General features: G+C 40.0%; 24 protein-coding genes and 2 pseudogenes. 7 read left to right on the top strand and 19 right to left on the bottom strand.

All coding sequences use genetic code 11. From position 1 onward, the window contains the following. Nucleotide 1: 1 nt before the first annotated feature. The 12 genes from MST17_RS03555 to acnD all read right to left on the bottom strand — a co-directional run bounded on the left by MST17_RS03555 (nucleotide 2) and on the right by acnD (nucleotide 9,605). Entirely contained in the window at nucleotides 2-460 is a 459-nt protein-coding gene (locus MST17_RS03555; RefSeq protein WP_180027255.1) for a GIY-YIG nuclease family protein, read from the bottom strand. 604 nt (nucleotides 461-1,064) lie between these two features. Continuing rightward, the gene (locus MST17_RS03550; RefSeq protein WP_180027256.1) at nucleotides 1,065-1,769 is read right to left on the bottom strand and encodes a DUF1003 domain-containing protein; all 705 of its coding nucleotides are present in this window, start codon (nucleotides 1,767-1,769) and stop codon (nucleotides 1,065-1,067) included. A 106-nt stretch (nucleotides 1,770-1,875) separates the two neighbouring features. Then, the gene (locus MST17_RS03545) at nucleotides 1,876-2,118 is read right to left on the bottom strand and encodes a DUF6868 family protein (RefSeq protein ID WP_078191128.1); all 243 of its coding nucleotides are present in this window, start codon (nucleotides 2,116-2,118) and stop codon (nucleotides 1,876-1,878) included. Between the two features lie 752 nt (nucleotides 2,119-2,870). Beyond that, a complete protein-coding gene (locus MST17_RS03540; protein WP_180027257.1) occupies nucleotides 2,871-3,128 on the bottom strand; it encodes a hypothetical protein in 258 nt (85 codons plus the stop codon). 105 nt (nucleotides 3,129-3,233) lie between these two features. Then, a complete protein-coding gene (locus tag MST17_RS03535) occupies nucleotides 3,234-3,443 on the bottom strand; it encodes a hypothetical protein (protein WP_078191130.1) in 210 nt (69 codons plus the stop codon). Nucleotides 3,444-3,660: 217 nt separating this feature from the next. Continuing rightward, nucleotides 3,661-4,107, bottom strand: a complete 447-nt coding sequence (locus MST17_RS03530) for a DUF2569 domain-containing protein (protein WP_180027258.1) — start codon at nucleotides 4,105-4,107, stop codon at nucleotides 3,661-3,663. A gap of 192 nt (nucleotides 4,108-4,299) precedes the next feature. Next, nucleotides 4,300-4,875 (bottom strand): DUF4126 domain-containing protein, encoded by a 576-nt coding sequence (locus MST17_RS03525; protein ID WP_111884815.1) that lies wholly within the window; start codon nucleotides 4,873-4,875, stop codon nucleotides 4,300-4,302. A gap of 127 nt (nucleotides 4,876-5,002) precedes the next feature. Next, the gene (locus MST17_RS03520; RefSeq protein ID WP_078191132.1) at nucleotides 5,003-5,146 is read right to left on the bottom strand and encodes a zinc ribbon-containing protein; all 144 of its coding nucleotides are present in this window, start codon (nucleotides 5,144-5,146) and stop codon (nucleotides 5,003-5,005) included. Nucleotides 5,147-5,278: 132 nt separating this feature from the next. Next, nucleotides 5,279-5,698, bottom strand: a complete 420-nt coding sequence (locus MST17_RS03515) for a type II toxin-antitoxin system VapC family toxin (RefSeq protein WP_078192327.1) — start codon at nucleotides 5,696-5,698, stop codon at nucleotides 5,279-5,281. Next, complete coding sequence (locus MST17_RS03510) at nucleotides 5,698-5,928, bottom strand: antitoxin (protein ID WP_078191134.1); 231 nt, start codon at nucleotides 5,926-5,928, stop codon at nucleotides 5,698-5,700. Before MST17_RS03510 ends, MST17_RS03515 begins: the two co-directional genes overlap by 1 nt. Nucleotides 5,929-5,995: 67 nt before the next feature. After that, the gene (locus MST17_RS03505; RefSeq protein ID WP_180027259.1) at nucleotides 5,996-6,904 is read right to left on the bottom strand and encodes a hypothetical protein; all 909 of its coding nucleotides are present in this window, start codon (nucleotides 6,902-6,904) and stop codon (nucleotides 5,996-5,998) included. Between the two features lie 82 nt (nucleotides 6,905-6,986). Continuing rightward, the gene (gene acnD / locus MST17_RS03500; protein WP_180027260.1) at nucleotides 6,987-9,605 is read right to left on the bottom strand and encodes a Fe/S-dependent 2-methylisocitrate dehydratase AcnD; all 2,619 of its coding nucleotides are present in this window, start codon (nucleotides 9,603-9,605) and stop codon (nucleotides 6,987-6,989) included. Between the two features lie 623 nt (nucleotides 9,606-10,228). Here acnD and MST17_RS03495 point away from each other — a divergent pair. Both MST17_RS03495 and MST17_RS03490 read left to right on the top strand, forming a co-directional pair. Further along, nucleotides 10,229-10,957, top strand: coding sequence for a folate-binding protein YgfZ (locus MST17_RS03495; RefSeq protein ID WP_180027261.1), 729 nt, complete (start codon nucleotides 10,229-10,231; stop codon nucleotides 10,955-10,957). A gap of 99 nt (nucleotides 10,958-11,056) precedes the next feature. Next, nucleotides 11,057-12,307, top strand: a complete 1,251-nt coding sequence (locus tag MST17_RS03490; RefSeq protein ID WP_180027262.1) for a YgcG family protein — start codon at nucleotides 11,057-11,059, stop codon at nucleotides 12,305-12,307. 83 nt (nucleotides 12,308-12,390) lie between these two features. Here MST17_RS03490 and MST17_RS03485 read toward each other — a convergent pair whose 3' ends face one another. Continuing rightward, the gene (locus MST17_RS03485; RefSeq protein ID WP_180027263.1) at nucleotides 12,391-13,572 is read right to left on the bottom strand and encodes a sorbosone dehydrogenase family protein; all 1,182 of its coding nucleotides are present in this window, start codon (nucleotides 13,570-13,572) and stop codon (nucleotides 12,391-12,393) included. A 208-nt stretch (nucleotides 13,573-13,780) separates the two neighbouring features. After that, nucleotides 13,781-14,026: a hypothetical protein gene (locus MST17_RS03480; protein WP_078191141.1), complete on the bottom strand. Its 246-nt coding sequence runs from the start codon at nucleotides 14,024-14,026 to the stop codon at nucleotides 13,781-13,783. A gap of 249 nt (nucleotides 14,027-14,275) precedes the next feature. Between MST17_RS03480 and MST17_RS03475 the strand changes: the two genes are divergently transcribed. Further along, nucleotides 14,276-15,082: a tetratricopeptide repeat protein gene (locus MST17_RS03475; protein WP_180027264.1), complete on the top strand. Its 807-nt coding sequence runs from the start codon at nucleotides 14,276-14,278 to the stop codon at nucleotides 15,080-15,082. A 72-nt stretch (nucleotides 15,083-15,154) separates the two neighbouring features. On the opposite strand, the gene MST17_RS03470 is transcribed toward MST17_RS03475, so the two are convergent. After that, nucleotides 15,155-16,084, bottom strand: a complete 930-nt coding sequence (locus MST17_RS03470; protein WP_180027265.1) for an AEC family transporter — start codon at nucleotides 16,082-16,084, stop codon at nucleotides 15,155-15,157. Between the two features lie 81 nt (nucleotides 16,085-16,165). Next, nucleotides 16,166-16,915, bottom strand: a pseudogene (locus MST17_RS03465) (tRNA-dihydrouridine synthase); the annotation flags it as partial. 67 nt (nucleotides 16,916-16,982) lie between these two features. Between MST17_RS03465 and MST17_RS03460 the strand changes: the two are divergent. Next, nucleotides 16,983-18,148, top strand: a protein-coding gene (locus MST17_RS03460; protein WP_119285041.1) for an IS3 family transposase whose coding sequence is annotated in 2 segments (ribosomal slippage) — nucleotides 16,983-17,241 and nucleotides 17,241-18,148 — 1,167 coding nt in all. Because the reading frame shifts where the segments join, the coding sequence is not laid out codon by codon here. Nucleotides 18,149-18,186: 38 nt separating this feature from the next. Here MST17_RS03460 and MST17_RS03455 read toward each other — a convergent pair. The 3 genes and pseudogenes from MST17_RS03455 to MST17_RS03445 all read right to left on the bottom strand — a co-directional run. Next, a pseudogene (locus tag MST17_RS03455) lies at nucleotides 18,187-18,558 on the bottom strand (oxidoreductase); the annotation flags it as partial. Between the two features lie 12 nt (nucleotides 18,559-18,570). Then, nucleotides 18,571-20,676: a TonB-dependent receptor gene (locus tag MST17_RS03450; RefSeq protein ID WP_180026894.1), complete on the bottom strand. Its 2,106-nt coding sequence runs from the start codon at nucleotides 20,674-20,676 to the stop codon at nucleotides 18,571-18,573. A gap of 18 nt (nucleotides 20,677-20,694) precedes the next feature. Then, nucleotides 20,695-21,978: a carbohydrate porin gene (locus tag MST17_RS03445; RefSeq protein WP_180026895.1), complete on the bottom strand. Its 1,284-nt coding sequence runs from the start codon at nucleotides 21,976-21,978 to the stop codon at nucleotides 20,695-20,697. Nucleotides 21,979-22,367: 389 nt separating this feature from the next. On the opposite strand from MST17_RS03445, the gene mutM reads away from it, so the two are divergent. The 3 genes from mutM to MST17_RS03430 all read left to right on the top strand — a co-directional run bounded on the left by mutM (nucleotide 22,368) and on the right by MST17_RS03430 (nucleotide 24,069). After that, nucleotides 22,368-23,222 (top strand): bifunctional DNA-formamidopyrimidine glycosylase/DNA-(apurinic or apyrimidinic site) lyase, encoded by an 855-nt coding sequence (gene mutM / locus MST17_RS03440; protein ID WP_180026896.1) that lies wholly within the window; start codon nucleotides 22,368-22,370, stop codon nucleotides 23,220-23,222. Beyond that, entirely contained in the window at nucleotides 23,219-23,497 is a 279-nt protein-coding gene (locus MST17_RS03435) for a peptidylprolyl isomerase (RefSeq protein WP_180026897.1), read from the top strand. The genes mutM and MST17_RS03435 overlap by 4 nt, the downstream gene beginning before the upstream one ends. A 197-nt stretch (nucleotides 23,498-23,694) precedes the next feature. Then, nucleotides 23,695-24,069: a hypothetical protein gene (locus tag MST17_RS03430; RefSeq protein ID WP_005007840.1), complete on the top strand. Its 375-nt coding sequence runs from the start codon at nucleotides 23,695-23,697 to the stop codon at nucleotides 24,067-24,069. The last annotated feature ends 5 nt before the right edge of the window (nucleotides 24,070-24,074 follow it).

The raw sequence follows: 24,074 nt of genomic DNA, 5'->3' as shown, positions 1-24,074 counted from the left end.
CCTAACGATTATTGGTCCCCAATTTACCAAAGGCTGGTGCTAATGAATGAGACAAATCATCCTCCAGTAACTGTAAGATGCTTGCACTCGTGGTTAAAGGATACTGATGTAGTGTGATGCGATATTTGCCCTGAAACCACTGCGATAAATGCAAGGCATAGGTTCGTTTAGGCCCAAAACCTAAATGTTGTTTTAAACGATTCTTTATACCTGTCCGTGATGATCCGACATACAGAATGTGATTGGGTTGATTTAACTTGGCGCAAGTATGGGTTTTCAATGCCTTAAATGCAGCATAGTCCTGATATGTCTGCTGTATATCGCCACCAACTTGCTCTATCACATAAATATAATGTGCGTGTAGAGCAAGATCATCAAAACTTGAAAACTCAAATATACGCTCAGCTTTAGTCTGCTGTGCCTGCAGACAATCCTGTATCAATTGATCAAGATAACCCATAATAAAATTATTTAAAATTTAGATAGTTAAGCATAACAACTTTGTGAAAAAGGACAATCCGAAGCTTAGATTAAGTTTGAGTTGTTCTGCGTGATATTCATTACATCAGCAATGATCAAAGTTTGTCTGGAATGAATGCGAAGTTTGGAATTTTGAAAAAGATGGAAGGATTTATTATTCGATTGAATTCTTAAAAATTTTTTAGGGTGTAAGAGAAAACAGTATTGTTTACTTCAACTATCATCACTTTGTAAGTCATGATCTTATAGCCTATAAACTTCTGGTTTATAGCGTCCTAAGCTGAATCGAGACCTTTTGGGTGAGTACTGTACTCGTGTTTTGCACCACTGACAGCATGCTACTCTTTTCAATCTCTATCACACCCTTGAGATATATAGTAGTGGTATCGATGAGGGATTGTTTCCCTGAAAATTACTATTTTTGACTTATTTTAAAAATATTTTTCACATTTAAAGATATATTGAAAATATTTTCTTCTTGTATCATGTTTTAGCATTTTTTCCATCTGATAAATGACTTTTCCCGAGAATTTTCGCCAAGACTTAGTACTCAAATAACAATTATTTATGCTGTTCAAAGCACACTATTGCTTCTTTTTACTCATTTCGGACAGTAAATCCAACTGAATTTCCTGAATCTTGGCAAGACGATCCCATTGATGCATCAACAAATGATCTATCTTTTCATGTAAATGGCGAATTTCTAATTCAGCTTTTAAATTCACTTGATAATCATTTTCCGAACGCATGCGGTCTTTAGCTTCTTGACGGTTTTGGCTCATCATAATAATGGGCGCTTGTATGGCAGCGAGGCAAGACAACATCAAATTCAGCAAAATAAAAGGATAAGGATCAGCAGGATGCTTCACCATTACCACCGTATTGACTAAAATCCACACTGCTAAAAACAATGTAAAACAAATAAGAAATGCCCAGCTACCGCCGAATGTTGCAATTTTATCCGCTAGCCTTTCGCCAAAACTCCACTGCTGATCCAGCTTTTCTTCAACATTTTTGCTAATCAGATCATGCTGCTGCATGCTGTTCAGCACTTCATATTCTAAATTGGAGACTTCGCCTTGTTCGGAGTTCAGAATTGACTGTACATATTGCATACGGTATTTGGTCAAATCAGTTTGGCATATATAGTCCTGAGCACCAGATTCAGGAAAATCCTGTGCAATTTCTTCTGTAATGACTTTACGCACGATTCCCATTGGAATCATATTTTTCAGTGGGAAACTTTTTTTGCACACCAAACAAGTACGGCATTCTACTTTCCCGTTCATTCTTGCCTTGCCCAATTGAATTTTATGTTCTTTTGAGCATACTGTTTTGCCTAAATTTAATGCAAGCAGCTTGTGCTTTTACACTCAGTATTTTTTATGGTTAAGCCTATTTTAGATAGTGCAATGCAATATAGGGGGTTAAATTCAAAAGTAAAATACCAATTTTATAGACAGCCATTCCACCATAATGAATAGCGTCAAACTGCTGATCGCTCAGCTTAAACCACTGCCCATGCAGGCGTTTCATCCAATCTTTAGCAAAGACAAATACCACAAACCAAATGATTAAAATCAGATAGTTAATCACTAAGCTATACAGCAAGAAATCGCTTAAATGACTCAAGTTCATGGCAAATCTCCTAAGCGTATTTTTATCCTTAGTTTATGCCCCTTTCGAGCAATTGAATATTGCTTTTAAATTTCCGCTTAGATTTGGACTATTTTTAAGAGAGATGCCTGACGATCTTTGAGCTTGTGCTGATTTAACTGGTGTGGTTTGTTTTGTGCGGATTAAAGGAGTAATGATTTATTATTCTTTTTTATTTTGGCTTAAATTTTTGGGGTGGTATAAGAGAAAACAATGTTGTTTACTTCAACTATCATCACTTTATAAGTCATGATCTTATAGCCTATAAACTTCTGGTTTATAGCGTCCTAAGCTGAATCGAGACCTTTTGGGTGAGTACTGTACGCGTGTTTTGCACCACTGACAGCATGCTACTCTTTTCAATCTCTATCACACCCTTGAGATATACTTTAACCAAAGGGCATCGGGATTAATTTCCTAAGTTTTTCTAATTTTCCACAAATTCAGCAAATTTTTTCAGCCATTTTAGATTTAGCAGGATATTTTATCTTTTCAGCTCATTTCAGCGTTTTTTATCTGCAGATTTGTCCAATTATAAGAAAATTTTCTTTTACAACAGCTCAAACGTGCAAATACAGCGTCAAACTTAAAATGTATAGCCACTGAGCATTCATCCCCCTTAACTTCATACATCTAGGTTGAACACGACTCACAAAGTATCGTCCTCTGAGTAGAGATCTAAGCCTATCCATGTTCTGCCGATATTAGGGTTGATCTATTCAACGAGGTATTGGTCAATGAGCTAAATAGCTTTGTACCCAGTGTGCGCTAAACCACCAACCACTACATGCCGCCATGCCACAGAGTAAATTGGCCAAAATTTTATTCATTCGACTGAGGTCTGATGCATATATTTTGAGATTGATCAGATATGCAATCACGGCATATACCAGTCCAATCGCACCACCAATGATGATCAGGATCAAAGGCCATGCTGCATAGGCATGCGCCTCTGCTGGATATTTTGTAGAACGGATGGTTTCTGTGGTCATGCTGTATATCCTATTAATAACGCGATTACCTTTTTTAGTTAGCAATTTCTGCGCCATTTTTCTTGGATATACAGCTTTATTTCAAGGTTAATGCATGTTGAATTTCTAGCTTTGACTACAGCATTTATCGCAACCGACAACTTTTTCTGTTGGCCAGCTCATTCGTGCACGCTTATAAGCGAGTTCGAAATTGGCAAAATAACCAATCAATATTTGCTGGTCAAATTGCGGCATGTCTACACATCCTTGCGTACCATTGTGAATTAAATGCGAGCCATTCGTTAAGGCATTTTCATCCACTATAAATTTAATCATCTACCATTCCCCTCATTATTTTTTATAAAATTCAAATGATTAATAAATCCATATAAAAATTATGTGATTTATAATCACATAATAAAATTATGCCTTTATTGTTCAAAAATCAACCATATTTTAAAGATATTTTTAGGCGTCTCTTGGATGACTTAAACGCAGAATGATGTGCTCTTTTAGGACAGATAGTTGCAATTGTTTGATCAAATTTATGTGCTTAAGCCGAGTGCTTTGAATGTTGAGTAAAGGTATTTTTCACTCGAACTGACATCAACAAATACGGCGTCCAAATCAGACAACCCATAGTACTCGTCGCTAACTGCATGATGGTCTCTGTATCAAATGCATTTTTATCACTGAATAGCACACTCAAAATGGCACTATCACATAACTGTACCAATAAAAAACTTGCCATAAACGTAATATAGAATGTTGGAAAGTAAAGATGCTTACTAAAAAATAAGTAGACAGCACAAACTGAAAGTAAGAAAAATACAATATTTAAGATGCTTTCTATATAGAGTAAATACATCAGAGTTGGATAATAAAGTTCCGATTTTTGATCACTTATTTGACTTAACGCCTCATTTTGAAAAAGTTGATATAGGCTATAAATATCAAATGAAAGCAATAGTAGTGATAGGACAATTTTTATCCCCAACACAATAAGCCACCCGCCCAAACCTTTTAAATTCCTCTGATTGTTCTTTTTTTTGTATCACTTCTCATAATTTTAATAATCTTTATCAAACGCTGAAAAACTCAGTTTCGGATTTTTATTTCTATATTTATTAAGCATAACGCAGATCACTCACTCTAAAAGATGGATTCATTTTAGAGTGAAATGTTGATTGGTTTATAAAGGGGTGTCGACCTGTACAGTTCGTTTCTGACGAATGCGGCGAACCAGCCAGATCACGATTGCAATCACTAAGATCACAACAAAAAATGGAACTAAAAAGGCCAATACTGACAAGACTGCAGCACCAATCCATTCTCCTGTAGATAAGATGGGGTTTGCAACGCCACCTGTGGTTGCGGTAGATACACCACGCGCAGCGACAGTACTCATTTGCACTGCTGTTGCTGTACCACCACCCACGATAATTGCTGCAGCCCAACTGGCAAACTGTGACATTTCACCTGAGCTGACTGCCATTGTGGCAATGGTCCCTGCAATCATGGCTGCAGGTGTTGAAATGGTGTCGAGCGCATTATCTACCCAAGGAATATAGTAAGCTGCAATTTCACAAACCGTCGCAATTGCTAAGCCAATACAAACCGCAGGCATAGACAACCATTCGAATCCTTTCATCGGTTCGAATAGTCCTAAAATGGAAGCAACACTCATCACCAATAAAGGTACAAAGACACGGAAACCACAGGCAGCACTTAAGCCAATACCAATACACAGTCCTAATATTGTTTCCATGGGCTTCTCCGAATGGTCAAACGTACAATTTGTTTTTATATATGCTGTGTTATACGTTAGCAAAAAGCCCTATCGAGTGATAGGGCTTTTCTTTCTAAACAGCGGATAACTGTTAGTGTTTTGCAGCTTAAGCATTCTTATTGTTAAATTGATTGCCTTGGCATTTGGTACACGGTGGTAAACGATCAGTACCAATTTCTAAGTAGACGCGGTGTCCGCATTGAACACAAAAATAGAAGCCTGTTCCGGGTTTTTGACCAGCAGTAACCATTTTTGTTCTCCATGTGTTTTTAGAAATGGTAGATTCAGTATAACCCTCTTGTGATGAATGTCTATTGGTCATTTCGACAATTGATAATGGCATTTAGGCAAAGCATAATTTCGAATGGAAATTTTGGTGGGTTTACAGAGATTTGCTGAGCCAGTTTTCTACTTGCAGTTCGTCTACACGCAGAAATTCTTTTTCATTGTTTGTGACCATGACCCAATTATTTGATCGTGCATGAGCAGCTAGCCATAAATCGTTATTGCCAATTATTTGCCCCTGAAGCGCTAACTGTTTTCGAATTTGAGCATAGTGTACGGCGGTGTGTTCATCTAACTCTATAACAGGAATGATTGAAGTTAATTCATCGATAACTTTGAAAGCTTTGTCTTTCCATTGGCTTTTTTCCGCACCAAAGCGAAGTTCCCCCAAAGTAATCACTGAAATAAAAATATTGCCGTCAGGTAAATGTTTTTCAAAATGCTGACGGACAATTTCGGGTTGATGCTTGGTGATGTAAATACAAATATTGGTATCTAATAAATATTGTGTTGGCATTAGAACTCTTCTCGTTCTTGCGGTGGTTCATCCACTCTTGTTTCTGCATAAAAGTCGTCTGGCATTTGTGCCAAAACTTTAAATAATTGATCTGCTGTGACCGGTTTTTCACGCAATATGACTTCGTCACCACGGCGGAAGATTTCAACTTCCTTGCCTTCAAAGCGAAATTCTTTAGGTAACCGAATAGCTTGACTGCGACCTGTCATAAAAACTTTTGCTGTAGTCATAAAGCGACTCCATAAGTTTTGATATATACCTTATGATGGGTATTTTTTGAATATTTTTCAATCAATACTATATATTTAATAATGAACTTAAATATGGCAAAACAGGCAAAATTAATCCACTAACAACAGTTGCATGATCAGACATAAAACTTATTAATTCCTTATATTTTTCACTATATTTTACAGTTCCAACATTCCGTCCTAGCTCTTCTACTTTATTCTCTAGCTCTTGTAAAACAGAGTTTTCATCACTATTTTCTTCCTGAATCTTAGTAATTATCTCCAAGAATTCTTTTGGAATTTCATTATTTGTAGATTGTTGAATACCGCTGTTGCTATTCCCTGAAGCTAAATTCCCAACATTTCCTGAAATATTTATATTAAAAATCTGACTCACCTTATCTTGTGGGATAGGATTCGTATTCAATTTTGCTTCTCCAGCTTCAGGATTAATAACTTCTATTTCTAATACGAAATTTAATATTTTTGTTTTTACAATATCAATAATCCCCTCTAATTTTGTAGAAGGTATAACTTTCCAAGCCTGTACACACACCATATTCTTATAAATTTTATTGCTAAACATAGCCACAAAATTTGCGTCCCACGGTTGTTGTAACAGTTTACCCTTTTTAGCATTTATTACTAGTGACTCAAATTCAGCAATTGGAGCAGTTAATGAAACCGTTGTTAAATTCTTTCGAAATTCTTTAGGAAAGCAATTTGATGGAATGTCAGCATTTCTTAGCCCAGATCCAAATGCACCTGAAAAATGACCTTTTGAATTAACATCGTTATAAATTCGATAAGAAGGAATACCATCCAACGATTCATATCCATTAAGCTCTGAATCAACCCATGTTTTAAAATCTTCATTTCCCAATCGATAAGCTAAAACTTTACATCTTCTTAATAAATCAGAAACTTTAATATTAGAGTTTACTGCATCGTTCTGAATTTCTCTTAAAAGAGACATTTTTCATTTTCCAAAAAATAAAGCCATATCTGACATATGGCTTTATTGAATTATTTCAAGTATTAAAAGGACTTATTTTAAATTACGCCACATTTCCTTCCAAGAAATCCTGTGCAAAGCGCTGCAATACACCACCCGCTTCATACACATGCACTTCTTCTTCAGTGTCTAAACGGCAAGTCACAGGCACTTTAATAATTTCATTTTTGCCGTCTGCCGTCGAACGCTCAACCACCAAAGTCAGGTCAGAACGCGGCGCGATATTGCCAATCACGCTATACAGCTCAGTACCATCCAGCTTCAAAGTTTTACGGTCTGTACCCGTTTTAAACTCAAGCGGCAGCACGCCCATACCTACTAAGTTAGTACGGTGAATACGCTCAAAACCTTCTGCCACGATCACTTCTACACCTGCAAGGCGCACACCTTTAGCAGCCCAGTCACGGCTCGAACCTTGACCGTAGTCCTTACCTGCAATGATGATCAGCGGCTGCTTACGATTCATATAAGTTTCGATCGCTTCCCACATACGCATCACTTCGCCTTCTGGCTCTACGCGCGCTTTTGAACCTTGCTTGATCGTACCGTCAGAACGAACCACCATTTCATTAAACAATTTCGGGTTCGCAAATGTTGCACGTTGTGCAGTCAAATGGTCGCCACGGTGGGTTGCGTATGAGTTAAAGTCTTCTTCAGGCACGCCCATTTTATGCAGGTACTCACCCGCTGCCGAATCCATCATGATCGCATTTGAAGGCGATAAATGGTCAGTGGTGATATTGTCAGGCAAGATCGCAAGCGGACGCATATTTGCAAGTGTACGTGGTGCAGCCAAAGCCCCTTCCCAATACGGCGGACGGCGGATATAAGTACTTTGCGGACGCCAGTCGTATAGTGGGCTTGCCGCTTTTTCACGCTCACCCAAATCAAACATTGGTATATACACTTTCTTAAACTGTTCAGGCTTCACCGCTTCTTTTACCAGTGCATCAATTTCAGCATCAGACGGCCAAATATCTTTCAAGTAAATTGGATTACCGTCTTTGTCATTGCCGAGTGAATCAGTTTCGATATCAAAACGAATCGTTCCTGCAATGGCATACGCCACAACTAAAGGCGGAGACGCCAAGAATGCTTGTTTTGCGTATGGGTGGATACGGCCGTCAAAGTTACGGTTACCTGAAAGTACCGCCGTTGCGTACACATCACGGTCAATAATTTCTTGCTGAATCACAGGGTCTAGAGCGCCTGACATACCGTTACATGTGGTACATGCGTAGGCTACGATACCAAAGCCAAGTTTCTCTAAATCACCGAGTACACCTGCTTCTTCGAGATATAAAGCAGCGGCTTTAGAACCCGGTGCAAAAGATGATTTCACCCACGGTTTACGTACTAAGCCCAATTCATTGGCTTTACGTGCTAGTAAGCCTGCCGCAACGGTATTACGCGGGTTAGAGGTATTGGTACATGAAGTAATTGCAGCGATGATCACCGCGCCATCTGGAATTAAACCTTCCGCTTCTTGCGCACGCGCTGCGTCTAAGTTACCTGCAATACCTTTGGCTTTTAAGTCTGCTGTTGATACACGCGCATGCGGGTTCGATGGCCCTGCTATATTACGAGTCACTTTCGACAAATCGAAACGCAGTACACGCGGATATTCCGCTGCGGTCATATCTGACGCCCAAAGACCGATTTCTTTGGCATAGCCTTCAACCAATTTCACTTGATCCGCTTCACGGCCTGTCAGCGTTAGGTAATCAATGGTGTTTTGATCGATGTAGAACATTGCAGCCGTTGCGCCGTATTCAGGGGTCATATTCGAGATCGTTGCACGGTCACCCACTGACATGCTGTCAGCACCTTCACCGAAGAACTCTAAATAAGCACCGACCACACGTTCTTTACGTAAGAATTCTGTGAGCGCTAATACGATATCGGTTGCGGTAATGCCTGCTTGACGCTGACCTACAAGTTCTACACCAATGATGTCAGGCAGACGCATCCAAGATGCACGTCCCAGCATCACATTTTCAGCTTCGAGTCCTCCGACACCGACAGAAATTACGCCCAAGGCATCAGTATGCGGCGTATGTGAGTCTGTGCCCACGCAAGTGTCTGGGAATGCCAGACCATCACGGTTTTGAATCACTGGAGACATTTTTTCCAAGTTGATTTGGTGCATGATACCGTTGCCCGCAGGGATCACATCAACATTTTCAAAGGCTGTTTTGGTCCATTCAATGAAATGGAAACGGTCTTCGTTACGGCGGTCTTCAATCGCGCGGTTTTTCTCAAATGCGTCAGGGTCAAAACCGCCAAACTCTACAGCTAGAGAATGGTCAACAATCAGCTGAGTCGGCACTACAGGATTGACTTTTGACGGGTCGCCGCCTTGGTCTGCAATCGCATCACGCAAGCCTGCAAGGTCAACCAAGGCGGTTTGACCAAGGATGTCATGGCACACCACACGCGCAGGGTACCAAGGGAAATCGTGGTCTTGTTTGCGGTTAATCAGTTCTTTTAATGACTGTTCTAAGATTGCAGGGTCGCATTTACGCACCAGCTGCTCTGCAAGGACTTTAGATGTATATGGGAGTTTTGCGTATGCGCCTGGCTGAATATCTTCTACGGCTTGGCGCACATCGAAGTATTCTAGCTGGGTGCCTTGCAGCGGTTTACGGTAGTTGTTGTTCATAGCGTTCCTGCCCTCAGTCTTTCATTTTTGCGTTGTCTTTTTCATAGACAATTCATCTTTGTTCGATAGGCATACTACACTGCCGAAAACCCATTTCCCAAATCTTATATATTTCATATAGTTAATTATAAAAACAGGGGTTTTGGAAATATTTAGTTACATTAACTTTGGAATATTCACTCTAAATTCCGCATTTGCCGAAAATTCATCCGATTTTAAGCCCCTTCTTTAGTCTTATATCAGCATTCAAACAGTATTTTCCTGCCGGTTCGCTGGCTGCGCGCGCTTTATTCGGCTCTGCCGCATCATGGTGTTAAACGTAATATTTTGATTACTTCTCTCTATTTAGGGATATTTCTGCGCTGTATTCATATTTAAACTCTGCATAGCCGCTCTAGATTTTCAGTCCCGCTGCATTGCGCGGGGCGTATTCCTGCACCGCAGGCCTGTTTGTGCTTTTGATGGGGCAATGCTCGTTTTTACATCACACGCTGCAGCAGATTTCTGCGCAGCGTTTTCTTCTTATTTAAAGCTTATTTTCAGCGCTGGCCTGCCTCAGCGCAGCCTGACTATGTGCTATATTTCAGTCCATATATATTTCAGCATTTTGCATAGGCGATCTTATGACTGACGCTTCCCTCAGCTTCCAAAAATTCACCTTAAACGGTGTAGACGCACAAAAATTCCTGCAAGGCCAAGTCACTTTGCATGCGGAGCGTCTGGAAGAAAATCAAACCCGCTATACCGTGATCTGCGACCTGAAAGGCCGCATTCATTTTGGCCTGTGGCTGACCAAACACAGTCCTGAAAGTTTTGAGATTGTCACAACGGCAGATCAAGCCGAAGAATTTGCCAAACACATTAAAAAATTCGGCGCTTTTTCAAAAATGAAACTGGAAGAAGCCGGTGCAGTTTTCCCGGCCTTGACTGAAAACACAACAACCTTCGCAACTGAAGCAACAGATATCGCCGCTTGGGAAATTCAAGCCATTCAAGCAGGCCAAGCCTATATTGACCAAGCGATTGAACATGTGTTCCAACCGCAAGAGTTACGTCTACATCAGCGTGAAGGCGTCCACTATGACAAAGGCTGTTATTTGGGTCAGGAAGTGATTGCACGTTTATGGTTTAAAGCCAAACCAAAAGCTTGGTTGCATGCAATTCAAGGCACAGGAACTGCGCCTGCACAAGGCGAACAGCTGAATAAAGGCGTACAAGTGGTCAATAGCGCGGCTGTAGAAAATGGTTATGTAGCTTTAGTGGTGGCACGTCCAGAAGCTTTGGAAGAGTTAGATGTGACAGTTTTAGCCTTGCCTGAAGCATTGAATGGTGATGTGGCGAGACCTGCTTAAACATCTTAATTTTTAAAATAAGAGCCAAATTACAAAAGCTGTTTGGCTCTTATTCTGATTACTATTTAAAATTACAACAAAATATAAAGATTTATAAAAATGCTTATCCCTTTTCCATTTCGCTTTTTCTTATTGAATTGCCTCATTCTCATTAGTTGTTTTATATCGCCAAATATTTATGCCGAGATAAATTCAGCGGTATTGGAAGAGCTACAAAATAGCAATGTGGTCGATCAAACCAATTCGCTTTCCCGCGATGAAATTGCCCAGTTAAAAAATCAAAACGAGCAGCTTTATCAGCAAAAGCATGTCGACTTTAAAATTTTGATGATTCCCTCGACCAATGGAAAAGCTATTGATCAATATGCACTTGAGATATTCAATAAACTTAAAATTGGCAATGAAAAGCTCGATAACGGCTTACTACTTTTGGTTGCAAAAGATGATCGTAAAATACGGTTCGAGGTAGGTTATGGTTTAGAGGGAGATTTAACTGATATAGAAGCTGGGCGCATAATTCGACACACCCTCGCTCCAAATTTCCAAAATAATGACTATTTTAATGGCTTTAAAGAAACACAAAAAAAGTTACTAGATAAATCAATTACTCTTGGTAAACCTAAAAACGAAGATCAAAAAATAGATCACATTCTAAAAACAACAGCTGGAATATTTCTATCATTCTTATTGTGTATCCCACTCTATTGGTGTTACACAAAAGTGATTATTAAATTTGGTACTAATGGTGCCTTAGGTGCTTTTATTGGACTCCTTATCTTTGAAATTTTTATTCATCTTTTGATTTTTGGTTATTTAAATTTTGAAAAAATTGCATTTTTACTTTGCGCATCTATTCCTCTTTATGCCCCTTTTATGTTGACTATATTTCTTCCCTTCAATGAACAATACAGGTTACTTAAAACTATTTTATACAGCTTACCACTTCAGATTTTTGCTTTATTTGGCTTCGGCATTTTTTACTTCATCGAATTCTATCCTCAAATATCATTCATTATATTAACAACCATAACCACTTGTTTTATTTTGCTTTTATTAAGATATGCAGTGTTTTTATATCGATTCAGAGCAGGTACTGAAAATACCTATCTCACTGCTTTTTATAATCAATATTTACAAGAAAAAGCACGTCAAAAAATGTTGGATGAACAATATGAGCGTTTAAATCCTTTCAATAGAACGAACGAATCAAGTCAGTCTTCTTCCTCTAGTTACAGCTCTTCATCGTCAAGCAGCAGTTCTTCATCAGGAAGCAGCTCAAGTAGTTCTTCCTCTTCTTCAAGAGAATCAGGAGGAAGCTCAGGTGGTGGTGGCGCCTCGGGTTCATGGTAATACCTAAAACGAAGTTGCGATTAAATCGTAATTTTTAAAATCCAATCATTTAAAGCCAAAGCCTAAAAATTTTGGCTTTTATATCACTCATTTTTTTCCCTCACATAATAAATCACTCCTGCCCGATCATCTGAAAAATAAAATGATTTTCCATCGATCTTATAAATATCTGCGGGTCGCCCATACACCGTTTTACCGACTAAAAAACCATCCATAAAGGTTTCAAGTTTTTGTCCTTTACGCATCATTGCAATTTGATAGCCATGACCAATCGCCTCGTCGGTAGAGCCATGCAAAGCCACTAAAAAAGCATTTTTAATAGTGGCATCGGTATGAGGGTCATCAAAATAATCAAAACCCAATGCAGAGGAATGAGCAGGAAAATAAGCATAGGGCGATGGAACATTTTTACAGCCAGATGCACGTTTAAATTTAGAATCCGCCAAGACTTTGCCCTGCCATGAATAACATGCGGGCCAGCCATAATCGGCATCCCGCTTTAACGCATAAAAAGTTTCATCGGGCTTTTTACTTCCCAAATGATCGGAACCTTGATTGGTTGCAAATAGAAATTTTCCGATCCATTTTAATCCAACTGCGTTACGTAAACCTGTCGCATACATCCGTTGCTCTGAACCATCAGGATTCATCTCGATGACTGAGGCTCGCACTTTTTCTTTCTCTACACACGCATTACAACTCGAGCCAACCGACACATAAATCTTTCCATTTCCACCGACTGCAATCGTCCGCGTCAGATGCCAACCGCCGTATTTATAACTCAAACCATAATCAGGAAATGTCGCTAAAACTTCAGCCTTACTCGAAGGCTGAGTTTCTCCTTTGTTGAATTTTTGCCGTGTCAGTTGGTGCGTTTCTGCCAAATAGAGCCAATCCTGTCCTTGAGCATCGGTATAAAACTGAACTGAATTTGGATTTCTCAAACCAGTCAAATAAGGAATGATTTTGCCAAATTTACCTGTGTCAGCATTCCAATCATCCAATATATATACAGTACCTTTTTTATTATCTGTTAGGTCATACATATCCGTGACAAGCATTCTGCGATCAGGCGCTTGCGAAAAAAAGCGTACCCGTTTGAGACCTTCAGCAGCAGGAATGATCTCGAAATTTGCAGGCAAATTTAATGAAAACTGCTTGCCATTTTTTAAATGGATTGGATGAGGTACAAGCTTGGGTTGTTGAGCCCAACTGGTCATTGAACAAACGAAACTAAGGATCAAGATGGCACTTATTTTTATCATATTTAAATACATCTCAATGAATCATGTATATCTATATTCATCATAGATGCCTTGTATCTATTTTATTCAATTTATATTTTTAGAAAATATTATACTTTTGAAAAGAAAGGTTTTTTTAAATCACATATGCTGTTGCAGCACACAACAGTCAAAAATAAGGAGGAACTTTATTTCCCCTCACGTCTTCGTTTTTAAATCATGATTTTAATCAAAATCCATGAAACAACTTATTCATGTCTTTGCATACATATTCTTTAAAATGATAGGCGCGCGCATGTTTGGCATCAAATTTAGCTTCTAAATCGCCTTTTTTGAAAATATAAACCCGATCCTCTTTACTGACTAAAAACTCTGCACCCAGTTTCATCAAAAGCGCATCTATTTTATCTTCATCTGCAATCGATTCATCTGCATTGATTTTATCGTAATTGCGTTTAATGCCTTTAATAAACATCGCGCTGCCTCTGAGAAAATAACAATGCGCGATTAAATCAGAGTCCTGCTTTTTTGCAAAGGCTTTTGATGCAATAAAGTCATGGCATTTAAAGCGCTAAGGGCAATCAACATTATTTTATAAAAACGCTTTAAATCACAATTCCTCACTTTACATTTACGTAAATCTACCTATGATGTAAAAACCGACAAAAATAACCACCAAAACACATAAACGGAATTATGTGTATGATTTACAAAAGGTTTCAAGATGAAAAAAATCCTACTCGCAAGCATTATAGCAATGAGCGCTCAATTGGCTTTTGCTGAAACTAAAACAGATGCCGTCGATCCTGAATTTGCTAAAGTGGAAGCTATGGTCAAGGCCAAAGATATGAATGGTGCCTACCAGACACTGAGCAAGCTTGCAGCAAAAGGTAATGCTCAGGCCATTTATAATTTGGGCTATCTTACTCAAACAGGTCAAGGCGTAGCGAAGGATGAGAAAAAAGCCATCCAACTCTATGAACAGGCTGCAGCCAAAGGTTACCCAGTTGCTAACTATGTTTTAGGTAAAAATTATGCAACGGGCACACTGAGCTTAAAACAAGATACCAATAAGGCCAAACAATATTTAGAACGCGCATCTTCGGCAGGGTTTGACGATGCCTCCATCGACTATGCCATTTTACTTTTTGCAGAAAATAAGCCTGAGTCAGATAAATTGGCACTCAGCAAACTTGATCCGCTGATTAAAAAAGGCAACTACCCTGCGATTCATGCCAAAGCGCTTTATGACATCAGTGCTGGCTTTAAAGCTAAAAATGAAAAGCCTATTCAGCAAGGTCTAAATAGCATTCAAGAGTTAGCGAAAAAAGGTTATGTCCCTGCATTGATGGCAGTGGGCAATATGTTTGTAAATGGCAATATCATCCCGCAAAATTTGCCTGAAGCTAAAAAAATATTTAGCGCATTAGCCAAAGAAAATATTCCGCAAGCCAAAGAATCTTTGGCAACCGTGGATAAAATGATTGCTGAACAAGCCAAAGCACCTAAAGCCAATGCGAAAAAGAGTTAATTGAGCATTAAAAAAAGCCCTGCACATGCAGGGCTTTTTCATGGGTTTAAGCAAATCTTGAGCTGATCAAAATCACGCCCACCACAGACTGATTAATACACCTGTTACGACAAAGCCCAAGATAGTACTCATCAACAAAGGCGTTAAGGTCTTTTCATTTAAGCCATACACTTGTCCTAGCATGGCAAAAATCGTCGGCATCGGTAATGCGGCAATAATCGTCCCTGCATATAACATCTCTTGGCTGACATCGGTCAAATAACGTAAGCCTAAATAAGTCAGTAAAGGCATCACCAAGTTGCTTGAAATCACCAAATAGAAGCTCTGAGCATTCACATACTTTAAGCTCATACCGACAATCCCTCCACCAATTGCAAACAGTGCCAGTGGTGAAGCCGTTTGACCTAACATCGCTAGTACATCATTGATTTGATGAGGCAAACGAATTTGGAAAATTGCAAACCCAATCCCTAGCATTACCCCTGCAAAGAGTGGATTTTTTAACAGGGTCATTAAGGTATTTTTGATGATGTCGCCAATATTGGCTTTTTGCTGTGAACTTCCTAATTGCGCAAGGACCAGTACCGTTGGAATCAGTAGCACACTTTCAATAATGACGATTAGTGAGGTATAGGTCATCGCATTTTGACCGACCAACAAGCTTAGCACTGCAGTGCCAATTAAGCCTGTATTTGACATGCCAGCGCCTAATGACAGTACCGCTGTTTGCGACATATTATTTTTAAAATGTGTCGACAATAGCCAATAGGCCATACCATACAGTAAAAACGTGACTCCGGTATAAACAAAGAAATAGCCGGGATACCAAATTTGATGCAAATCTTTAGAAGCTAATGACTGAAAAAACAAAGCCGGCAATGCAATCTTAATCACAAATGCGCCAATGGTTCCAACTTGTTCTTTGCTCAATAAACTGCATTTTACAGACAGATATCCCAAGGCCAAAAGAAAAAAGATTGGACCAATCACCTCAAAGACCATACGAAATATCCTGTGTAATAGACTCTTCTATCCACACCCTCAACCTGAGAGTGTAGATCGGACCGCTATAAATTTTGAAAATTAGAAAGCCGTAAATTGACTTCTTTGTGCATGCGGCTGACAGCGTAAATACTGCGGAGAAATTTTTAGGTTTTCACCGAGTTCAGCAGCGGCATGCCATGGCCAACGCGGGTCATATTGAATTGCACGAGCAAGACCAATCGCATCTGCCATGCCATATTGTAAGATGCCTTCGGCTTGCATTGCTTCGGTAATTAAACCCACAGCAATTACGGGAACCTGAACGGCTTGCTTTATGGCTTCAGCAAAAGGCACTTGATAACTGGCTTGTAATTGAATTTTTTGGGCCACATCTAAGCCGCCACTAGAAACATGAATATAGGCTGTGCCTAGTTGTGCAAGCGCTTTTGACAAGCCAACAGCCGAGTCTAGATCCCAACTCGGTGCTTCAGTATATTCCATCCAGTCAGTTGCAGAAATACGTACCCCAATTGGATAATCTTCAGGAACGGCATTTTTCATGGCTTGGAACACTTCAAGCGTCAGCCGAATGCGATTTTCCAGACTGCCACCATATTCATCGCTACGTTGATTCGACAATGGTGACATAAATTGATGCAGCAAATAACCATGTGCAGCATGTAGCTCAATTAAGTCAAAGCCCGCATCTACTGCACGTTTTGCTGAATCGGCAAAGTCTTGAATGATCTGCTGGATTTCATCTCGACTTAAAGCATGGGGTGCATGATCTGTGACATTAAAGGGCAACTCACTTGCTGAAACAGTTTGCCATCCTTGAGGATGATCTGGGTGATGTGTGCTTAAAAAACAGGAGGGTTTAACTTGGTAAACTATACATACTCATTAGGAGTTTACCATGAGCAAGAAACAGAAGACTTACACCGCAGAATTTAAAGCTGAAGCCATAAAAGCCATTGAAGAGAACCAAGGTAATGTATCGGAATCCGCTAGACAACTTGGCATTTCAATGCAAACCCTTTCGAACTGGAATAACAAAGCAAAGGCTGGAACTTTAGCAGGCACAAAACAGTATTCGCCCGATCTAAACGCCTTACTCGAAGAAAATAAGAAGCTTAAACAACAGCTCAAAACAGCTGAAATGGAACGTGAATTTTTAAAAAAGGCAGCAGCGTACTTTGCCAAAGAAAGTCAGTGAGGTACGCCTATATGAAATCGCAAAGCCACTTATTTCCGATTATTTTAATGGCTCGATTACTTCGTGTATCCGTTTCTCGCTTTTATGATTGGCTAAAGCGAGGCATGAGTAAAAGATCAATTCAGCGAAATCAGCAGACAATTTTGGTCAAAATAGCCCATGAAGAAACCAAACAAAGCTATGGCTATGTTCGATTAACCAAGCATTTACAAGCGCAAGGTATCAAAATAAGTACGTATGCTGTGCGCCAAATAAAAAAATCAAATCAGTTGTATTGTAAGCGCCATAAGCGTTTCAAAAGAACCACGAACAGTGATCACAACCGTTCTATTTATGACAATTTACTCAAGCAACAGTTTTCAATGACGAAGCCTAATCTTGCGTGGTCGAGTGACATTACCTACATTTGGACGGCTGAGGGCTGGTTGTACTTGGCAGCTGTCAAAGATCTTTACACGAAACAGGTTGTTGGCTATAGCTTAAATGAGCGCATGACAGCCAAGCTTGTTTGTGATGCATTGAATATGGCTATTCGCAATCAGAAACCTGCTAAAGATCTCATTGTACATTCAGATAGAGGCAGCCAATATTGCAGTAATGAATATCGAAACTTACTTGAGAAATTTGATTTTCAGGGTTCAATGAGCAAAAAAGGCGACTGCTTTGATAATGCACCGATAGAGAGTTTCTGGGGCATACTCAAAAATGAACTAGTCCATCATCGCAACTACAAAACAAGGGAAGAAGCCAAAGCGGATATTACAAAATATATAGAGTTATTTTATAATCAGCGAAGAATTCAAAAAGGCTTGGATTTTAAGACACCAAATCAAATGGCAGAAGACTTTTATCGGTTAGCTGCCTAGAATCTCCCAAGTGAAAGTCTCCTGCTAATTCAGCACACATCAGGGGGTAATTGTCCACGTCCTGCCCAAGGTTTATCTGTCGATGCCTTACGACCCGCATGTGCCAGTTGGATAGCAAATGGCATAGGGGAAAGTGATTTCACCTTGGCCAATAGTGCCTTCATCTGCGCTCGTTGCATATCATTCCAAAGGCCGAGGTCTGCATAGCTAATGCGCCCCTCTGCCTTTACAGCCGTTGCCTCGACGATACAAAGTCCGGCACCTGACAAGGCATAATTCGCCCATTGTTGTTCATGCCAATAGCTTAACTCCCCTTGCTCATTGGCAGAATATTGACACATGGGTGCAATCACGATTCGATTAGTCAGCCCCAATGTTCCAAACTGAATTGGTTGAAATAACAACGCCACATTACTCTCCTTTTAGAAGGCTTTGGTCACACTTAATCCTGCACTCCAATTCAAACCATCCGCTGGTTCAAAGAAGCGTCCATTTCCATCATTGACGATCACTGATCCGACATAGTTCTCATCAAACAAATTATCTGCACGTACATAGGTTTTAACTTTCCAATCTGCTTGTTTCCACACATAACCAGCGTTGGCAGAAACCACGGTATAGCTCGACGCAGCATCACTGTTGGCATCATCGACATAGACTTTATCCATATAGCGAACATCTAGGCCGGCATTAAAGCCAATATCTGGCAGCCAATTCAGTGCGGCAAACGCTTGGTTTTTGGCAATACCCGGAATATAGGTGCCTTTGACGACATCACTGTCAGGAATTGCGGCATCAAAAGTGGCATCGATATAACTGTAACTTGCTTGCGCGCTTAAATCTCGCCATAGCTGTTTATTCCACGAAAGCTCCACACCTTCACGTAAGGTTTTATCGGCATTTTTATAGGTTGCACGACCATTGATACTTCCTGCAGAGACGATGTCATCTTGAGTTTTGCTTTGGAACACCGCTGCAGTGAAATTCCCCAATGCATTTTGTGATTTAAGCCCAAGCTCGTAGTTATCGCTACTGGCCGGTTTTAAATCAAAATTCATACCGTCATCTTTAGAATAGGCCATTTCTGTAAAGGTCGGTGTTTCAAAACCTTTGGCATAACTGGCATAGGCATTCAGTTGAGGCGCAATATTCCAACTTAATGCTGCTGAAGGTAAAACTTTGTCATAGTCGGTTTTACCGCTGTCATCCTTATTTAAACCCACGACATATTTATCGTCAGATTCATAATGAACATTGCTATATCGTAGCCCTGTATCTAAAGTCCAATTGGGTAAAAAATTCCACGAAGCTTGGACATAGGGATCTAAATTCCACAAGGTGTTATTTTCATTTCGACGAATATTGCCATTCTTGCCAAAATTTCCATTGGCATCAAAATTTTCATAGCCCTTACGGTCTTCATCCATATAATCAAAGGCAAGGCCTGCAGTAAAACGCGTATTCGGCAAAAGGTCTTTGCCTGTCCAGCGAATATCTGTTCCATAATAATCACGGCTAAAATCAATCACACCACCTGCATGGCGCGCATTATTTTGTGGATTTTTGGGGATGGACTGATACTGCACCACATCACGTTGCCCCATATACACCATTGCATTGAGTTCATGCTGCTCATTCAATGGTTTTTTCCACGTCAACCCAGTTTGAGTTTGGCTAATTTCCTTACGTACATCATAGGTATTATTGGCATCATTAACTTGTTTCGGATTTTGACGCAATTGCTCCCGATTCAGACCTTGTGGATCATCGGCATTGATATCCACATGATTCACAATCCAATTGACCTTGGAACCATCATCCAAATCCCACGTCAGTTTTGCATTGCTGAGTACCTTATTTGCAGCACTATGATCACGGTAGCCATCGGTTTCAAAATAAGAAGAACTCACAACATAGCTAGGTTCATTGGCCTGTTCTGAGCCACCTTGCAGCACAATATCAGCACGGCTTTTATTATGACTGCCGCCTGAATAGCCGAGTTCGATGGAGTCTTTTCCAGTACCTTGCTTGGTCGTTGTTAAAATCGCCCCACCCGAAGAGTTACCATATAAAGAGGAAAATGGCCCGCCCAATACCTCGATATGATTTAAGCTACTCATATCGATATTTGATGTCTGTCCCTGACCATCCGGCATGGTCGCAGGGATTCCATCAACATATAAACGGATACCACGCACACCAAATGTTGAACGTGCTCCAAAGCCTCGCATAGACAGTTGCAAGTCTTGTGCATAGTTTTCACGGTTATTCAGTTGTAGTCCGGGCACACCTTTTAAGGTTTCGGACAGATTCACGCCAGTATTGTTATTATTTTCAGCCTGCTGTACACGGTATACCGATGCAGGTGTTTTTAACCACGTGGTATTGGTTCGTGGTGCTTCAATAGTAATCTCAGGAAGTAAAACAGGTTCCGTAGAACCTGTTTCTGCATACAGCTGTTGGCTAATACATGCCGTCAGGCAAAGTAAATGTGTCTTAAATGATGTGACGTTAAATTTACTTTGCATAGAGCACCTATTTTAACATTAGAAGATTACCTTAGAGCTTAAACCAATTAGGAAAGCATCATCAACTCGATTTGTTGAGCCTGGGTTAATCACATATTGTAAACTTGGACGAATCATCAACCATTTCGTCGGGTTATGGCTATAGTTCAACTCGACATTATATTCTGCACTTGCATCAAATTTCTCAGCAGAAAGTCGATCATTGACATGCACACGGTTCACGCCCAAGCCAACCATATCGTTTGGTAAACGATCGGCCAATCCAATGTATTTCAAACCCAACTGCTGTGAGTTATCAACTTTTGTGGTGACACGATCATGCCAAGTGAAGTTTGCAAAGCTATGTAAGCCTTGACGGCCTGAACCCGTAGAAGTCAACTGTTGCTCAATCGCAATCCAACTACCAAAGGTACGATCTTCAGGGCTTACCCCTTTTCCATCGACCTTTCCTTTAGCAATATCAAATTGGTTTTCAGCATTATCTGCCGTGTTATACATACCACCGATACGGTAGCTACCAGGCAAACCATTTACAGCTTGTTTAGGTGTCCAAATCAATTCGACAGGAATACTTACACCATCAGCATTGTCGGTGTCCAAACTCCAACCTTGTCCTTCAGCTTTACCATTACCATTATCAGGATTGAATTCGTATACACCGACTTGTGCAGCAAGTTCTGGCGTTGCTTGATATTTAACACGACCACCCCATTGTGCTACAGGTGTGTTCATCCAAATTGTGCCTTGCCATTTACCCATTTGCGCTGCACAAAATGCGGTGCTGGCAAAGTCACATGCCATCACGTTAAAGTCCATACCTAGACCTAAACGACCTGCTTTTACACTAATGCCTTGTTCTTTGAAATTCTTTTCAATCGAAAGCTCGGTTAAGCGGCTGTCTTGGTTACCACGGCCAAAATTGGCTTGTGCATTTGCCAATTGAGGAACATCTCCTTGCAAATCACGAACTGAGGTACTTTGACCTTGACGAGCAGTCATTACAGCACGCACAGTCACACCACCCCAACCTGCGAGTTTTTCCATATCAAGCTGTGTACCTAACCACAATTGGCTGGCTACCGTTGCTGAATGTCCCGGATTACGACCGCCATCGGCAAGATAGGCAGCATCAGCAGCAATATTGGCCTCAAACTTCACACCTTGTTGTGCAAGTTCGGTACGTTTACCATCCCAATCCCCGAGCATGTACTGACCTTTAGTGTCGAATGCTTCTGTGGCGTGAACATGTGTCATGGCTGCTGCAACAAATGCAGGTAGAAGAGCTAGACTGTATTTTTTCATGGTAAAACCTAAATCTGGAGAGAGTCTCTAGACAAGCCACAAGGCTTGAAATCTAATGTCACAAAAATTACATAATTTTTCACGTTCTATCTCAGCATTATTTTTATCATTCACCAAACTTTAATTTATCAATAAGTGACTTTAAATAAATCTATTGTTATGCAATATTTTTAGTGATTATTTTTCAATATCTTATATATCTATTAATTCAATTGTTTAACTTCTGATCGCTTTTTCAAACTCATTATTGTGACTTGTTGGTTTATTATTCTCACAATTAATAATCAATAACCTATTCATACACTCCCTTAGGCCGCGATGAAACTTGCATTCTGTAGGGCTAGACCCAATAGTATGCATAACTTGAATGATCCATTGCTTCGACCTTTATGCCTGAATTACCAGAAGTAGAAACCACTAAAACCAGTTTATTGCCATTATTGAATGAAAAGGTTCTCAAAGTTGAGGTTTTTCAGTCGAGCCTGCGTTGGCCTATTCCTGACGACATTCAAAAACTCGTCGGACAAAAGCTGCTTCAGCTCAGCCGTCGATCAAAATATATTTTGGCTGAATTTGAACAGGACAGCATGTTGTGGCATTTGGGTATGTCTGGCAGTTTTCGGATTTGTGAAGGTCATGAAGCATTACGAAAGCATGATCATCTGGTGATTCATTTTGAAGATATGCAATTACGCTATCATGATCCGCGCCGTTTTGGCTGTATTTTATGGTTAGATGCATCATCTCAAAGCAAACTGATTGATACGCTTGGCCCTGAACCGCTGAGTGATGACTTTAATGCTGAATACTTATTCCAAAAATTTAAAAATAAGCAGACCAGTATCAAAGTATCGATCATGGACAATCATATTGTGGTTGGTGTCGGCAATATCTATGCAACGGAAAGCTTATTTAACCTCGGCATACACCCTGCGCAGCCTGCATCAAGTTTGAGTTTTGAACAAGTTGAAAAAATGGTCATCGAAATCAAACGTATTTTAAAACAGGCAATTGATTTAGGCGGTTCGACGTTACGTGATTACACCAATGCGATGGGCGAAAATGGTTATTTCCAACAAACTCTGCTCGCCTACGGACGTGCCGGTGAAATGTGCATCAACTGTGAAACCATCTTGCAAAATATCAAACTAGGGCAACGTGCATCGGTGTTTTGCCCAGAGTGTCAGCCTTTAAAAAAGGTTAAAATGCTGACTAAGAAAACCGTGAAAGGAAATAACGCATGAAGTCTGCGATTGTTCGCCACATATTAGTCAAAGATAAAGAACTATGTGAGCAACTGAAAAAGAAAATCAAAAGCGGTGCGGACTTTGCCAAAATTGCAAAGCAGCATTCGACATGCCCTTCAGGTAAAAAAGGCGGTGAGCTTGGCGACATTAAAAAAGGCCAACTGGTTGGTCCAATTGATAAGGCGGTATTTACCCTACCCGAACGTGAACTGCATGGTCCGATCAAAAGCCAATTTGGCTGGCATTTATTAGAAATTAAGTTTCGGATGTAACATAGCACCCACATTGAACATGCTATAACGAGTATATCGCGAATATGTGCTTTTCATCTTAAAGCACATAATCCCAGTATTTTTTTCAATCGTTCAGAACATTGGCTGGCGGTTTTCAATCATATAATATAAATCATAGCAACCAGATAACATTGCACTAAATCAATTCTACTTAATAATAAATAAAGGACATTCCATTGGGCTATTACAACTATTTTCGTCTTGGCACTGTCGATACAACAGATTTTACAATCATTCGAGGTGAACGAAAGCATGCACTTATCCAAGCATTATATGATGATCAAGATATGAACCCTCATGGTGAAGTCCAGTTGGCACTAGATTTAGATGGGAATCGTAACGATGAATCAAAATGGTATGATGCGATACAGCAAATTAGCAAATTATCCAAAAATCACCCTTTAGTCTTATTTATATTAGGTCAACAAGCCTGCGCACCCGAATCACCTGAAGAAGCAAATGAAGTATTTACAGGCATTCGAAATGGCATTGTTTTTTCGACATCAGAACCTAAGTTTATGAAAATGACGCCTCAACAAAATTCACAATAAAAAAC

This window comes from Acinetobacter sp. YH16056_T (assembly GCF_024605895.1).
In the GTDB taxonomy this organism is placed as follows: domain Bacteria; phylum Pseudomonadota; class Gammaproteobacteria; order Pseudomonadales; family Moraxellaceae; genus Acinetobacter; species Acinetobacter amyesii.
This window is presented reverse-complemented; position numbering and strand designations above follow the sequence as displayed.